The following is a 14,973-nucleotide window of genomic DNA, read 5'->3' as shown; positions in this document are numbered from 1 at the left end:
TTTCACTGCGATCGCCACTAATCTTGACTAAGACCAAACTTCTCGCAGCAAGGCGCGAAATCCTGCCTGTTGAAAATGCTCGTTGGCAGTTAATGCTTCCGTAATACCACTATATTGCATAACAATAAAAGATACGCAATCAATAAAACCCCATTCTTTTTCAGGTTGTTCGCAATATAGTTGGAATCCTCTCTCATAAAGTTCTGAGGACAGAGGCACAATTTCTACTTTTGGATCTGCTGCCAAAGAATTCAATAAGATTACTGCACCATGACGATTGGGTTGTTGGGATAAAGCATTGCCAATTTCCAACATAACTGCCTGTGTCGTGACTAAGCGTGTGCCTGCTGCTTCTAACAACTTAGCTAAATGGACAGCTCGCTGATGCAAGCGATCGCAGGGTGCAGACAAAGCGATCGCAAACGATGTATCAAGAAAAACTTCAGACTTCATGCTGAGGTTACTGACCTGACAAATACTTGTCAATGTTAGCAGACCAATCAGGCGGCCCCTCTAATTTGAGCGATCGCGCGGTGGCTAGAAATGATGTGGTTTCTTGTTCGTCAGGCAGTAAAAGTTCAATACTTAAGCGCACACGGGTATTAACTGGCAGGACGATTTCCTCAAGAGGATAGAAGACTTTGCCATCAAACACAGCTGCTATAGTTTTTTCTCCCATATCATCAGATATTACTATTGGACTAACTGAGGATAGTCTTAATTCGCCAAACTGACAATTGCTTATACCAGTTCATGGGCATCTACTAGCTTGGATAATTGCTTTTGAAGCCCTGCTGGCTCACTCCCCCTGGTCATGATAGTCAACTGCGACACATGGGTACTCTAGTACTTAAAAGGATTGGAGTGTCCACAGCCGTGACTCAGCCGAGTGTTAAATTTAGTAGCTCCTTGCCTCTGAGACTAGTTCTGATTGTGCCATTTGTGCTGCAAATCTTCGCAGCGGTAGGCTTAACTGGATATCTATCCCTACGGAATGGACAGAAAGCGGTCAACAATCTGGCATCACAACTGCGCCGTGAAGTGAGCGATCGCGTGGATCAGCATCTTGATAGCTATCTCAGCACAGCGCGTCATCTTGCTCAAAGCAACGGGGATGCGATGGATCTGGGATTGCTCAAGCCTGAAGATTTTGAACATCTAGGACAGTTTTACTGGAAGCAACTGCAACTATATAACATTGGCTACATCGGCTTTGCATTTAAAACAGGCGAGTTCACAGGTTCTGGACGTTTCTTTGAGGATGGTCGAGTCACTGTTGATGAAGTTTCTCAAAGACGCAACGGTAACCAGAATTGGTACATCTACAATACTGATAGTCAAGGAAATCGTACTAGTCTGGCAATTAACAATGGCCCTTACACTGCCAAAGAAGAAGGTTGGTATCAAGAACCTGCAAAAGCAGGCAAACCAACTTGGACTCTTTATCAGTGGCAGTCTCCGCCATACACCCTATCTGTTTCTGCAAATCGCCCAGTCTACGACAAAAACAAAAACCTGATTGGTGTTATTGGAGTCGATCAACGATTGACGCAGATTGGTGATTTTCTGCGGCGATTGAAAGTCAGTCGAGCCGGAAAAACTTTTATCCTAGAACGTAATGGACTATTAATTGCCAGTTCTAGCAAGGAACAGCCTTTTACACTCAGTAATGGTAAAGCCGAACGACTCAGCGCATCTAACAGCCAAGACCCTCTGATTCGCTCAACTGCAAAATATTTAACCGAGCATTTTGGTGAACTGCAAAAAATCAAGAACAATCAATCACTGGAGTTTCAACTCAATGGTCAACGTCAGTTTGTACAGGTAACACCTTGGCGTGACAAGTGGGGATTGGATTGGCTAGTTGTGGTTGCTGTACCAGAGTCTGACTTCATGGGACAGATTAATGCCAATACGCGCACAACGATTCTTCTATGTTTGGGAGCATTGACGTTAGCTACCATTTTGGGTGTCTATACTTCTCGTTGGATCACTCAGCCAATTTTGCAGCTGAGTCAAGCATCAGAAGCTATTGCTGCCAATCAGCTAAATCAACAGGTGAAAGAACCACCCTTCCAAGAACTAGGGGTGCTAGCACAATCGTTCAATCGCATGGCAAAGCAATTGCGAGAATCTTTCACAGAACTGGAAACGCGGGTTGCTGAACGAACGGCTGAACTGAAAGATGCTAAGGAAGCGGCAGATACCGCTAACCAAGCTAAAAGCGAATTCTTGGCTAACATGAGCCACGAACTGCGAACGCCTCTTAATGGTATTCTCGGCTATGCTCAAATCCTCAACCGTTCCAAAGCATTACCTGAGAAAGAGCGTCATGGCATCAACATTATTCACCAGTGCGGCTCTCATTTGCTGACTTTAATTAATGACGTTTTAGACTTATCTAAGATTGAAGCCCGCAAGCTAGAACTTTCTCCTAAAGCGCTGCATTTTCCTTCGTTCCTGCAAGGTGTTGTCGAAATCTGTCGTATTCGGGCTGACGAAAAAGGTATTGACTTTGTTTATCAACCTGACCCTCATCTGCCGGAAGGCATTCAAGCTGACGAAAAGCGTCTGCGTCAGGTGTTGCTAAATCTGTTGGGGAATGCAATCAAATTTACAGATAAAGGCTTAGTCACCCTGAAAGTGGAAGTAACGGATAATGCTCAAAAGCCTTCTCGTCGGATCGAATTCCAAATTGAAGATACCGGAGTCGGAATTGCACCAGATCAAGTTGAGAAAATTTTCCAGGCATTTGAACAAGTGGGCGATCGCCATCGTCAATCTGAAGGCACAGGGTTAGGTCTTGCCATCAGCCAAAAAATTGTCCAGTTGATGGGCGGACAGATTCAAGTCAACAGTCAACTTGGTGTGGGGAGCAATTTCAGCTTTGAGGTGGAAGTGGCGAGCGCTTCAGATTGGGTGCGACAAAATTCTAAGAATTCTGGACAGCAAATCATCGGTTACGAAGGACAGCCACGACACATCCTCATCGTAGACGATCGCTGGGAAAATCGTTCTGTGTTAGCGAATCTACTAGAACCACTCGGTTTCAAAATTACCGAAGCCGAAAACGGTCAAGAGGCTTTAGCAAAGGCGAGACAGCAACAGCCCGATTTAATTATTACCGACCTAGCTATGCCAATCATGGACGGATTCGCGATGCTGAAGCAACTGCGAAGTTCTGAAGACTTGAAGCATTTGCAGGCGATCGTTTCTTCCGCCTCAGTAGCTGAAATCGATCGGCAGATGAGTATTGATGCTGGTGGCGATGACTTTTTACCAAAACCCGTTCACACCGATGAACTTTTTAGTTTGCTAGAGAAATTCTTGCAACTTACTTGGAGATATGAACCTACCGAGGCGATTGTAGAACAGTCGGAAGACCTCAATGAATTGATTTTGCCCCCAGTTGAGGACTTACAACAATTGCTAGTTCTCGCCCAACAGGATCGCTTGAAAAAACTCAAAGAAGAAGCTGAAAAAATCGTTCAAGTGGATGCTAGATACAATCCTTTCATTCAACAAGTATTGCACCTGGCAAAACAATTTCAGTCAGAGAAAATTGAACAACTAATTCAGCAATATTTGGCTAATTCGTAATTCGTAATTCGTAATTCGTAATTAATATACACATAAAAAGTTTGATACAGGGAGTTTACAGTTAATATCCCTGTTTTTCAAAAAATATATTCTTTCTTAATTTAATATCGCTCACTTATTTAATTCCTGAAAAAGCCATGTCTACATCCACAACCGGATACATTTTAATTGTTGATGACACGCCAGCGAACATTGAAGTTGTTTCCGAGACACTGACTGATGCAGGCTTTGAGGTGGCAAGTGTTCTGAGTGGAGAACGGGCGCTGAACCATACACAGCACAGTGAGCCAGCTTTGATTTTACTGGATGTGATGATGTCTGGAATTGATGGGTTTGAAACCTGCCGTCGCTTTAAGGCAGATCCGGCAACTTGCAACATTCCGATTATTTTTATGACGGCATTGGCAGATATTGACAGTAAGGTGAAAGGGTTTGATCTGGGTGCGGTCGATTACATTACTAAGCCGTTTCAAGAGCAAGAAATTTTAGCGCGGGTGAAAACTCATTTGCATCTGAGCAGCTTGACGAAAACTCTAGAACAGAAAGTTAGCGATCGCACTGCCCAACTCTCTCACGCTTTACAAGAGGTGCAAGCGTCGCAAGTTCAACTGGTGCAGAGTGAAAAAATGTCTGCTTTAGGGCAGTTGGTTGCAGGAGTTGCCCACGAAATTAACAATCCCGTTGGTTGCATTTACGGCAATCTAACTTATGTGGAGCAATATATGAAAGACTTACTTGAAATTGTTGCTCTCTACCAAGAGTATCACCCGCAGCCCGCAGCCCCCATCCAAAACAAACTCAATGACGTTGAACTCGACTATCTGCGTGAAGATTTGCCCAAATTGGTGCAATCACTACAAGACAGTGCCCACCGAATTCGGGATATCAGTACCAGTTTACGAACCTTCTCTCGTGTAGATAACGATCGCCCTGTTGTTTTTAACTTACATGAGGGCATTGATAGTACAATTCTGATTCTCAAACATCGCCTAAATGCTAATGCAAAGCGTCCGGCGATCGAAGTCATTAAGAACTACGGCAATATTCCGCAGGTGGAATGCTTTGCAGGACAGCTAAATCAGGTATTTATGAATATTATTGCCAATGCGATCGATGCGCTGGAAGATATGCATCAAGGACAAGCGCTAGAAGATATTCCAGCTCAAAATTATCAAATTACGATCCAAACGGCATTAACCAACAACCAGCAGGGTGTTTTGATATCAATTAAAGATAACGGAATTGGTATGTCTGAAGAGGTTAAACAAAAAATCTTTGACCACCTGTTCACGACCAAAGACATTGGTAAAGGAACAGGTTTAGGCTTGGCGATCGCCCATCAAATCATTGTGGAAAAACACGGTGGTACTATTAACGTTCATTCAGTTCCAGGACAGGGTTCAGAGTTTGCGATTACACTTCCAATTCAACCTCATGCTGCCGCATTTCAGCAGAAGATATAAAAATCCTTACAAGTAAATACACAAACCAGTTTAATCTTCTTTTTTAATCAACCGTTTTTGTAAAGCAACAATAACAGCTTGAGTGCGATCGCTAACTTCTAACTTGTGTAAAATGGCATGGACATGCACTCTAACTGTTCCCGGTGTAATGTAGAGTGCCAGTGCGATTTGTTGATTGGTTTTTCCAGCTGCTAAAAGCGACAGGATTTCTTGTTCGCGCTGGGTTAAAGGATTGGCAGGTTTGGAGATATTTTCTAACTCAGGTTGGTACAAACCCGACTCAAAGGAAGAACGAATTTCTTTTGTGGCAGTTTCATCCCACCAAGATGCGCCAGCAGCTACAGAACGGAGTGCCAATACTAATTTTTCCGCAGCAATTCCCTTGAGGCAATAACCTTGAGCGCCGGCTTCAATTAATCGGGTAATTAATGGTTTTTGCGAATGGGAAGTTAAAACTAAGATTGGTAGATTGGGATTTTGCTGTTTAATTTGTCTGCACGCTTCAATGCCACCGATCCCTGGCAATCCCACATCTAAAAGTACGACATCAACAGGATTTTGTTTGATTAACTCAAGGGCTGTTTCACCGTCTTCAGCCTCAGCAATAATCTCTAAGCCAGTTTCTTGTTGCAATCGCACGTGCAAACCCAAACGAAAGAGTTCATCGTCCTCAACTAAGAGAATTTTGATGGAGGTAGGCAGCATCTCACACAGTTACAGAGGACTGAAACGGATAAACGGGAAGTTTGAAAGCAAAGATAGCACCAGATGGTACTCTATTCTCTGCCCAGATTATACCTCCATGAGCTTCAATAATTTGCCGAGATAGATAAAGCCCCAATCCAGAGCCTTTGGCTTGGCGCTCGCTATGCCCTTGATAAAATCGCTCAAATAAATGAGGAAACTGTTCGGGCTGGATACCCGCACCTGTATCTAAAATCTTTACAACTTGATAAGATGCTTGCGGTTCCAATACAACTTCTACACGATCGCCACGCCGAGAATGATTGATAGCATTGACTAAGAGATTAGTGAAAACCCGTTGCAGTTGCAACGCATCGCCCTGAACCCACAGCGATTGCCGCCAATCAGAATCGCCATAGCTAAACGAGAGATGAACGCGGCGATTTGCTGCTAACTCTGTGAGAGTGCTGGCTGCTTCCTCTGCCAAGACAACTAAATCTACAGGTGCTAAGTCCAGCTTTAAACCTTCAGTATCGTTGCGATAGATATCTAACAAGGTTTCTAGGAGTTGCAGAGAAGTTTCATGACTACGTTTCATTGTGGCTAAAACTTTTTGCTGTGCTGGCAATACTGCACCAAATTTTTCTTGTTCAAAGGCTTTGAGAGTTTCGATTGCGCCCAAAAGTGGCGTTTTCAAATCGTGGGTAAGTGTGGAAGCAAAATCTTCTCGCAGTCTAACTAATTCTTCTTGTGCTTCTAGCTTGGCACGAGTCAAGGCGATCGCTTCTTGAGAACGACGGAGGCGATCGCTTAAAATACCTGTGACAATCAATGCCATTGCTGCGATGAGTCGGCTAGCGACTGTGGATACTTTAGCTAATTCACCCTCTGGTACAACAAGGTTCAAAAGAGTTAAGCACACAGCAACTACCGTCGTCTGAAAGGTTGCAATTCCCCCAAACCAGTAGTTTGTCAATAATATTGGGCCTGTATAAAGATATCCAAACACATATTCTGTTGGTGTCTCAAACTCCATAAAGATGACACCAATAAACAGCCCCAATATAACTGAAAACTTCCCAAATTGTGAGTTATTAGCCAGTAACTTAGCTGGAAATAATCTCATTTTTTCTTTATGAGGTATTTGTCTAACTATAGCAATTATAAAACATACGTGGAAATCTCAGTTTATTCTCTCTGCGTTCTCTGCGACTTGGTGGTTCGATAACTTCTTTTAACGAACTGCCCGCCAAGAGCGCAAAGAGAGGAAAGAGAGAAGTTTAGAAGATAACTAAACGCCATAAACACTAGATATAGAAAAAGTAAACGGTATATAGATTAAAAATAAGCTTGATTTTATATCTTCTATCTCTTGTTTTTATTACTAAATAATTCGACGATCTAAATTAATACAAGTAACTTTAATGTTTTTACTGTTTAAATTACGAATTACAAATTATGCTCCAAGGATGGATTCAAATTGCGTTAACGCTATTAATTGTGGTAGCGATTACTCCCTTTTTTGGGAGATACATGGCGCGTATTTTCCTGGAACAACGTACTCTTCTCGACCCAATTTTAAACCCGATTGAGCGATCGCTTTATTCTTTAGTTGGGGTTCAAACTAAAGAAGATATGACAGGTTGGCAGTATGCACGGGCAATTTTGTACAGCAACATTGTCATGGGGTTGCTGATTTTCTTCATCATCATGAATCAGGGATGGTTGCCCTTTAATCCCACAAAGATCGGTGCGCCAACCTGGGACACAGTCCTACATACCACTATTTCATTCATTACCAATACCAACCAACAGCACTATTCTGGTGAAACCTACATGAGTTATGCCAGCCAAATGTGGGGACTGGGTTATCACATGTTCGTCTCAGCAGCAACAGGCATCGCAGTAGGAATTGCTTTTATTCGCGGCTTGACTGGTAGACCGTTGGGTAACTTTTATGTAGACTTGATTCGCTCGATTACCCGAATTTTATTACCTATTTGTATTGTGGGAGGTATCGCCCTGATGGCAGCTGGCGTTCCCGAAACACTAGCAGGCCCGGCAGTATTTCCGACACTAGAAGACCCTAACATCAGTCAGGCGATCGCTCGCGGCCCTGTTGCCCACTTTGAAATCATTAAGCAATTAGGAGAGAACGGCGGCGGGTTTTTCGCCATCAACTCGGCACACCCATTTGAAAATCCTAATGGCTTTTCTAACTTAATTCAGATTGTGGCAATGCTTTCAATTCCCACAGCCTTGATTTATACCTATGGCATCTTTGCCAACAACATCAAGCAAGCTTGGTTAGTTTACGGCATGGTTGGGGTAATTTTCATAGCATTTATAATCATTACTGCTATTGGGGAATATAACGGCAATCCGGCGGTGAATGCACTGCTAGGAAATCCGCAACCCAATTTGGAAGGGAAAGAAGTCCGGTTTGGTTGGGCGCAGTCTGCATTGTTTGCCGCTACTACAACTGGCACTATGTGCGGTGCAGTTAACAGTTTGCACGACTCGTTTATGCCCAACGGTGGCTTTATTACTCTTTCTAATATGTTCCTGCAAATAATTTGGGGCGGACAAGGTACGGGAACAGCTTATTTATTTGCTTATCTAATATTGGCAGTGTTCGCCACAGGTTTGATGGTGGGACGCACACCAGAATTTCTCGGACGCAAGATTGAAAAGCGCGAAGTGGTGCTTGCCAGTTTCCTGATTCTCTTGGTTCACCCAATCTCAATTATGATTCCGGCGGGCATAGCCTTAGCATTCCCCGACCAACTTTCAGGAATTAGCAATCCTGGTTTTCACGGGTTTGCTCAAGTCATCTACGAATATGCCTCCGCCGCTGCTAACAATGGTTCTGGGTTTGAAGGCTTGGGAGATTCCCAACCATCACCATTAGCTATTGCCACAGGTACGCAACCAACTGTAACCGCCCTGTGGTGGAACCTAAGTACTTGCTTCAGCTTGCTAGCAGGGCGTTACATCCCGATTATTGGGTTATTGTTGCTTGCCGATAGCATGTCTCGCAAACAACATATTCCCTACACTGCTGGCACATTGCGAACCGACACCGGACTATTTACAGGTGTAACCGCTGGCGTAATTTTAATCTTAGGCGCACTAACATTCTTCCCCGTGCTGGCCTTGGGGCCTGTTGGTGAAGCTTTCTTAATCGGCAAAGGCATCGGCTGAAGAGGGCAGAGGGGCAGGGGGGCAGGGGAGAGTTAGAGCTTGAAGTATAAACCTCAGAACTCGAATCATCGACCTCAGAACTTGATTCATCTCCCTCAGAACTCGATTCATTTACCTCCGAACTTCATTTATCTCCCCCTGCTCCCCCTACTCCCCCTGCCCCTTGTCTCCCTTCTCCTTCCAGTCCCCAATCTATGAATACCAAACCTAATCCATCCCGTGTAACCGGAACTCGTGACTCGCGCAAACATACCCCCAAGGCAGATATGCGAGGACTGTACCAAAGAGCGATTAAAGAGTCATTTATTAAACTCAATCCGCGAACAGCTGTCAAAAACCCAGTCATGTTTATTGTTTGGGTGGGGACAATTGTCACTTTTCTAGTAACTCTTGACCCTAATTTGTTTGGCACATTACAGGTAGAAGCAAATCAGCAACGCCTGTTAAACGGTTTAATTACCTTGATTCTCTTTTTTACAGTCTTATTTGCCAACTTCGCGGAAGCTGTTGCCGAAGGACGCGGTAAAGCTCAGGCAGATTCTCTGAGATTGACGCGATCAGATACTATAGCTCGTAAAGTCTTGCCCGATGGCATCATTGAAAAAGTCAATTCTACAGAATTGCGGCGGGGCGATTTGGTAAAAGTTATTGCTAATGACATGATTCCCGCTGATGGCGATGTAATTCAGGGTATTGGTTCGGTGGATGAGTCTGCCATTACTGGGGAATCTGCCCCGGTACTCAAACAACCAGGCACAGATATTGCTAGTTCGGTGACAGGAGGAACGCGCCTACTCTCAGATGAGTTGACGATTCGGATTAGTGCCGATCCCGGTCAGGGTTTTATCGATCGCATGATTTCTTTAGTAGAAGGTGCAGAACGTACCAAGACTCCTAATGAAATTGCCTTGACAGTATTGCTAGCAGTATTAACACAGGTATTCTTGATTGTAGTCGCAACCATGCCCCCCTTCGTTAATTACATTGCCAGCTTTATCAGTACTGTGTTTGGTGCGGATGCAGGCAACAATTTACGTGCGGGTGCTAGTGTCGCCATCCTGATTTCGCTGTTGGTAGCTTTAATTCCCACAACTATTGGTGGTTTACTGAGTGCAATTGGTATTGCTGGGATGGACAGAGTTGCTCAATTTAATGTTATCGCTACCTCTGGACGGGCAGTTGAAGCTTGCGGTGACATTAACACGCTGGTGCTAGATAAAACAGGCACTATCACCTTGGGCAACCGCATGGCTGATGAGTTTATTCCCGTGAATGGTTACTCAGTCGAAGAGGTGGCGCGAGTTGCTAGAGATGCTAGCGTCTTTGATGAAACACCAGAAGGTAGGTCAATTGTCAACTTAGCAGACAATTACCAAGTGGGAATAGACTTTAACACTAGTAAAGCAGAGGGTGTGGAGTTTTCTGCTAAAACCCGCATGAGCGGCACTAACCTACCCAATGGGCAGCAAGTGCGGAAAGGGGCAGTGGATGCAATCAAAGGATTTGTTCGTTCCCGTGGCGGTCATATTCCCCAGGATGTAGACGCAGCCTATGAACGAGTTTCCCGTTTGGGAGGTACACCTTTGGCAGTCTGCTTAGACGACCAGATTTATGGTGTCATCTACCTCAAAGACATGGTGAAACCCGGTTTGCCAGAAAGATTTGACCAACTGCGGCGGATGGGCGTGAAAACAATTATGCTCACTGGTGACAACCGAATTACAGCTTCGGTGATTGCCAAAGAAGCAGGAGTTGATGATTTTATTGCCGAAGCCACACCAGAAGACAAGATTAGCGTAATTCGCGGCGAACAGTCAGAAGGTAAGCTGGTGGCGATGACTGGGGATGGTACTAACGACGCACCAGCACTAGCGCAAGCAAATGTGGGTTTGGCAATGAATTCTGGAACGCAAGCCGCCAAGGAAGCAGCCAACATGGTGGACTTAGATTCTGACCCCACCAAACTCATTGACTTGGTGACTATTGGCAAACAACTGCTGATTACTCGTGGCGCATTGACAACTTTCTCCATCGCCAACGATATCGCTAAGTATTTCGCCATTATTCCCACTATCTTTGCGGCTGCTGGCATTGGCGCATTAAATATTATGGGACTAAAAAGCGCTCAATCTGCGATCGTCTCCGCACTCATCTACAACGCCATCATCATTCCGATACTCATTCCCCTAGCATTGAAAGGAGTGAAGTTTCGTCCCTTGACAGCAGATCAATTATTGCAACGTAACATCTTGATTTATGGTGTGGGCGGCATCATTGCACCTTTCATCGCCATCAAACTCATCGATGTCATCTTGCCTTTATCTTAATTAGGAATTACGCAAAAACTCTCTCAAACTCTTATTTCTCTGTGTACTCTGCGTCGCGCCAGTTGCTTCAAGTCGGAGAACCCGCACAACGCACTGGCTTCTCTGTGGTTCGATATTCCGTTCCCTGTGCGTAATACCATTTCCCAAAAATAATGATACAGATCCAAATCCAGAAACCTAGACTAAATGGGACTTTCTTAATTACGAATTACGAATTACGAATTACGAATTGGTATAAGTCCTATTAATTTCAAACTACTCAAAACTGTTATGAAACTAATATCCATTCTTCTACCTCAAGTCTCTGTGCAAGTACTTGCAGGAATAACTGAAATATGGACTCAATGGCGCAAACAAAAACTGCCACTGTATCTATTCTTGGCAATGTGCTTCAACCTCGTGATTGCACCTTTAGTCTACGCTGCCACTGGCGAACAGTTTTCTCGCACTCAAGCTTGGGCTGTGGGACTTTTGGGACTGGTGACACTAAGTCTTTCAATTTATTTGTTTTTCGTCATGTTTATACCGGAGAAATTCTAATGAGTTTTGCACGTGAAGCTAGCAGAGCAATTCGTTCTACTTTAGTACTTTGGGTAATAGCAGCAATTATTTATCCGTTTGTCATGATTGCTTTTGGACAGATTGTATTTCCATCCCAGGCAAACGGCAGTTTGATCAAAAATCAGCGAGGTCAAGTTTTGGGTTCTGCCTTAATTGGTCAACCTTTCACTAGCGATCGCTACTTTAACAGTCGCCCCAGTACCACTAACTATAGTACTGGCGATCGCCAAAAAGATGATGCCGGAGTTTTGCAAACAGGAGTTTCTGGTGCTAGCAACTTAGCCCCCAGTAACCCAGCATTACTAGAACGCATCCAAGGCAAAGATGACCCCAACAAACGAGTCGAAGGTGACTTAAATCGTCTGAAAACAGTCGGCGTAGAACCTACTGCCGATTTGGTTTACACCTCTGGTTCCAGCCTTGACCCGCACATTACCCCCGCAGCTGCCACAGCACAAATTGCCCGCGTCGCCAAGGCGCGAGGACTTCAACCCCAACAGCTAGAAACTTTGATTGCTCAAAACACTAACGGTCGCTTTCTCGGTATTTTCGGGGAACCAGGAGTCAACGTCTTGAAATTAAATCTCGCTTTAGATGGATTAAAGTCTGTAAGTTAGTCAGGCAGTTATTATATAAGGCTAAAAAACTGCCCTCAACTACATTTCCTCATTTTGAATTGCCTATTACTACTCTTTGAAAAACCTGTAATTATTGATTGGTTCAGATTACTCAGATGTATTTATGAATTGTGATTTTTTAAGAAATAAAAGTGTACTGAGTTGTTTTCAAAAATCAAATATAAGTCCTATATTCCTTTTTTATTTTGGAATGGAGACAGAAAATGTTTCCCTGGCTGGCAGACAGCATTTTATTTTCTGATTTATAGATATAAATAAAATTTATATCTAAAGAAAGATGTCAGAAATCTAGATGACTACAGAAATTATAATTATCAAAAGTCGTCTTAAATTAAGAATGTAAAATGCCACACGTCTTACTCGTGGATGATGAAGCAGCCCTGTGTGAGAGTCTCACCTATACACTACAAAAAGAAGGCTATACAGTGAGTACAGCCGCCGATGGGCATAGTGCTATCAAACAATTCCACAAGCAAGTACCAGATGTAATTTTGCTTGACCTCATGTTACCGGAAGTTGGCGGTATGGAAGTCTGTTGGCGAATTCGAGCTTTTTCCAATGTCCCCATTGTGATGCTGACAGCTAAGGATCAAGATATTGAGAAAATTTGGGGTTTAGAAGCAGGGGCAGACGATTATGTGACTAAGCCCTTCAACAGCCGCGAACTGTTGGCACGCATCAAAGCAGTGTTGCGTCGTCGTTCTGGAGAGCAGCCTTCATGACAGGCTGGCTACCTCGGATTAAATTAAATACGATTCATGCCAAGTTGTTAGCCACATACCTCATGCTGACAGCTTTTGGCACATCGTTGATGGCAGGTTATATCCTGTGGTCATTCTATGATTACTTCATGCGATCGCGACAAGCAGATTTAGATAACTGGACGAGTGCGTTGAGTGAAAGTGTTGCAGATGCACTCGAAGAAAAAGATATTCAACGGGTAAAGGTGCTAGTCAAACGGTATGGCGCACCACAAAGTGTAACACTGCGGGTTTTTGGCCAACAAGGCAGTCTGATAGCCACTTCTGACCCAAAGTTAGATAGTCAGGTGAAAGATTGGCAGCTAGTTCCGGGAATGCGGGAAGCTCTAAAAAATCATATAGAACAAGGAATTGCCAAAGGCGTTTTATCAAACGAGGATCGCCTCTACATTGCTAGACCCATTGAGCGTAAGGGTAAATTATTGGGTGTAATCCGTATGTCTATGACTTTGGAGCAGTTTCAGCGACAGTTTGCTAAGGTAATTTGGAGTATTTTGGGAACGTTAGCAGTAACGATTATACTGTGTGCATTAATTAGCAGTCGCTTTGCTCGTAGTCTCTCGAAACCAATTGAAATTATGCGGAACTTTGCCATTCGCTTGGGTGGCGGTCATTTTGGCGATAAGCTAACGATCCATGAAAATAATGAGTTAGATCAATTGGCAGCGGAACTTAACCGAATGAGCGAGCGGTTAGCTTCCCTAGACCAAGAACGACGGGTATTTTTAGCCAATGTCTCCCACGAATTACGTACCCCTATCAGTAACGTTCAGGTAACAGTAGACGCACTCAAAGGAGGAGCATATGAAGAACCGGATTTACGCGATCGCTTTTTCCAAACTATCGAAAATGAAACCAAGCGTTTATCACAATTAATCCATGACTTGCTAGATTTAGGACGTTTAGAAGCAGGAGTTGCTGAACTAGAAAAGCAAGCCATCTCGCTACATGGATTGATTAATCGTGCTGTTAATGCAGTTGAACCGCGAATGCGTTCTGTAAGAATTTCTACACAAGTTAATGTGGATAACCTAATTATATTGGGCGATCCAGAACGATTATTACAGGCGATTCTCAATTTGTTGGATAATGCAATCAAACACTCACCAGCCAACTCTCAAGTGGTTATTTCTGGATACAGCCAAGGAAAACAAGCTGTTATTCAAATTCAAGACCAGGGAAAAGGCATAAATGAGAATGATTTACCCCGAATTTTTGAGCAATTTTATACAACAGACCCCTCACGCAAAGGTAGTAGTAATGGTTTGGGATTAGCGATCGCCAAGCGGATTATTGAAGCCCATCAAGGTAGCATTATAGCCAGTAGCAGCCCCAAGCAAGGTGCAACCTTTACCGTATACTTGCCGCTGAAAGACAAATAAATTAACAACTCGTAGTCATTGATGGCACCTGTTTTGATGTTCCAGACAGTGATGAGAATGCGAGAGTTTTTGGTCGTCCCGGCAGCCGTCCGGGTACACAAGCAGCGTTTCCCAAAGTCAGATTAGTAATTTTGATTGAAGCAGGCACACACTTAATCTTTGATGCACTGATGTGCGGAGCCGGAGACGCTCCGCCTCCGATCCATATCGTATAGCCTAGATTCCGCAGGTAAGTGAAAAGATTAATGGTATTTTTTATGAATGACAGCATCAGTATCAGAAATAAGAGTACAAGATATTGACCACTGTGGGATAGTGGCAGGCATAATAGACCAAATGTGTTTGGTAGAGCA

Annotated in this window: 12 protein-coding genes and 1 pseudogene; 9 read left to right on the top strand and 4 right to left on the bottom strand. The window is 43.8% G+C overall.

Features of this window, described 5'->3' with window-relative positions; all coding sequences use genetic code 11:
* Positions 1 to 27 precede the first annotated feature (27 nt).
* A complete protein-coding gene (locus RMY31_RS25140) occupies positions 28 to 453 on the bottom strand; it encodes a type II toxin-antitoxin system VapC family toxin (protein WP_322665058.1) in 426 nt (141 codons plus the stop codon).
* A gap of 7 nt (positions 454 to 460) precedes the next feature.
* Entirely contained in the window at positions 461 to 679 is a 219-nt protein-coding gene (locus tag RMY31_RS25135; RefSeq protein WP_322665060.1) for a hypothetical protein, read from the bottom strand.
* Positions 680 to 783: 104 nt separating this feature from the next.
* On the opposite strand from RMY31_RS25135, the gene RMY31_RS25130 reads away from it, so the two are divergent.
* The gene (locus RMY31_RS25130) at positions 784 to 3,600 is read left to right on the top strand and encodes an ATP-binding protein (protein ID WP_409878367.1); all 2,817 of its coding nucleotides are present in this window, start codon (positions 784 to 786) and stop codon (positions 3,598 to 3,600) included.
* Positions 3,601 to 3,737: 137 nt separating this feature from the next.
* A complete protein-coding gene (locus RMY31_RS25125; protein ID WP_322665064.1) occupies positions 3,738 to 5,063 on the top strand; it encodes a response regulator in 1,326 nt (441 codons plus the stop codon).
* Between the two features lie 30 nt (positions 5,064 to 5,093).
* On the opposite strand, the gene RMY31_RS25120 is transcribed toward RMY31_RS25125, so the two are convergent.
* Both RMY31_RS25120 and RMY31_RS25115 read right to left on the bottom strand, forming a co-directional pair.
* Positions 5,094 to 5,768: a response regulator transcription factor gene (locus RMY31_RS25120; protein ID WP_322665066.1), complete on the bottom strand. Its 675-nt coding sequence runs from the start codon at positions 5,766 to 5,768 to the stop codon at positions 5,094 to 5,096.
* Between the two features lies 1 nt (position 5,769).
* Positions 5,770 to 6,873, bottom strand: coding sequence for a HAMP domain-containing sensor histidine kinase (locus RMY31_RS25115; RefSeq protein WP_322665068.1), 1,104 nt, complete (start codon positions 6,871 to 6,873; stop codon positions 5,770 to 5,772).
* 332 nt (positions 6,874 to 7,205) lie between these two features.
* On the opposite strand from RMY31_RS25115, the gene kdpA reads away from it, so the two are divergent.
* The 7 genes and pseudogenes from kdpA to RMY31_RS25080 all read left to right on the top strand — a co-directional run.
* The gene (gene kdpA, locus RMY31_RS25110; protein WP_322665070.1) at positions 7,206 to 8,951 is read left to right on the top strand and encodes a potassium-transporting ATPase subunit KdpA; all 1,746 of its coding nucleotides are present in this window, start codon (positions 7,206 to 7,208) and stop codon (positions 8,949 to 8,951) included.
* A gap of 194 nt (positions 8,952 to 9,145) precedes the next feature.
* Positions 9,146 to 11,278, top strand: a complete 2,133-nt coding sequence (kdpB, locus tag RMY31_RS25105) for a potassium-transporting ATPase subunit KdpB (protein WP_322665072.1) — start codon at positions 9,146 to 9,148, stop codon at positions 11,276 to 11,278.
* A 270-nt stretch (positions 11,279 to 11,548) separates the two neighbouring features.
* Positions 11,549 to 11,818: a potassium-transporting ATPase subunit F gene (locus RMY31_RS25100; protein ID WP_322665074.1), complete on the top strand. Its 270-nt coding sequence runs from the start codon at positions 11,549 to 11,551 to the stop codon at positions 11,816 to 11,818.
* Positions 11,818 to 12,456 carry a K(+)-transporting ATPase subunit C gene (gene kdpC, locus RMY31_RS25095; protein WP_322665076.1) on the top strand — a complete coding sequence of 213 codons (639 nt, stop codon included), beginning with the start codon at positions 11,818 to 11,820 and terminating at the stop codon, positions 12,454 to 12,456. Before RMY31_RS25100 ends, kdpC begins: the two co-directional genes overlap by 1 nt.
* A gap of 365 nt (positions 12,457 to 12,821) precedes the next feature.
* Positions 12,822 to 13,199 carry a response regulator transcription factor gene (locus tag RMY31_RS25090; RefSeq protein WP_322665078.1) on the top strand — a complete coding sequence of 126 codons (378 nt, stop codon included), beginning with the start codon at positions 12,822 to 12,824 and terminating at the stop codon, positions 13,197 to 13,199.
* Positions 13,196 to 14,620 carry a HAMP domain-containing sensor histidine kinase gene (locus tag RMY31_RS25085; protein ID WP_322665080.1) on the top strand — a complete coding sequence of 475 codons (1,425 nt, stop codon included), beginning with the start codon at positions 13,196 to 13,198 and terminating at the stop codon, positions 14,618 to 14,620. Before RMY31_RS25090 ends, RMY31_RS25085 begins: the two co-directional genes overlap by 4 nt.
* A 5-nt stretch (positions 14,621 to 14,625) precedes the next feature.
* Positions 14,626 to 14,793, top strand: a pseudogene (locus tag RMY31_RS25080) (IS4 family transposase); the annotation flags it as partial.
* Between the last annotated feature and the right edge of the window lie 180 nt (positions 14,794 to 14,973).

This window comes from Dendronalium sp. ChiSLP03b (genome assembly GCF_034531165.2).
Lineage (GTDB): Bacteria > Cyanobacteriota > Cyanobacteriia > Cyanobacteriales > Nostocaceae > Dendronalium > Dendronalium minutum.
Note: the sequence above shows the minus strand (reverse complement) of the source record. Positions and strands in the feature narration are given on the sequence as shown.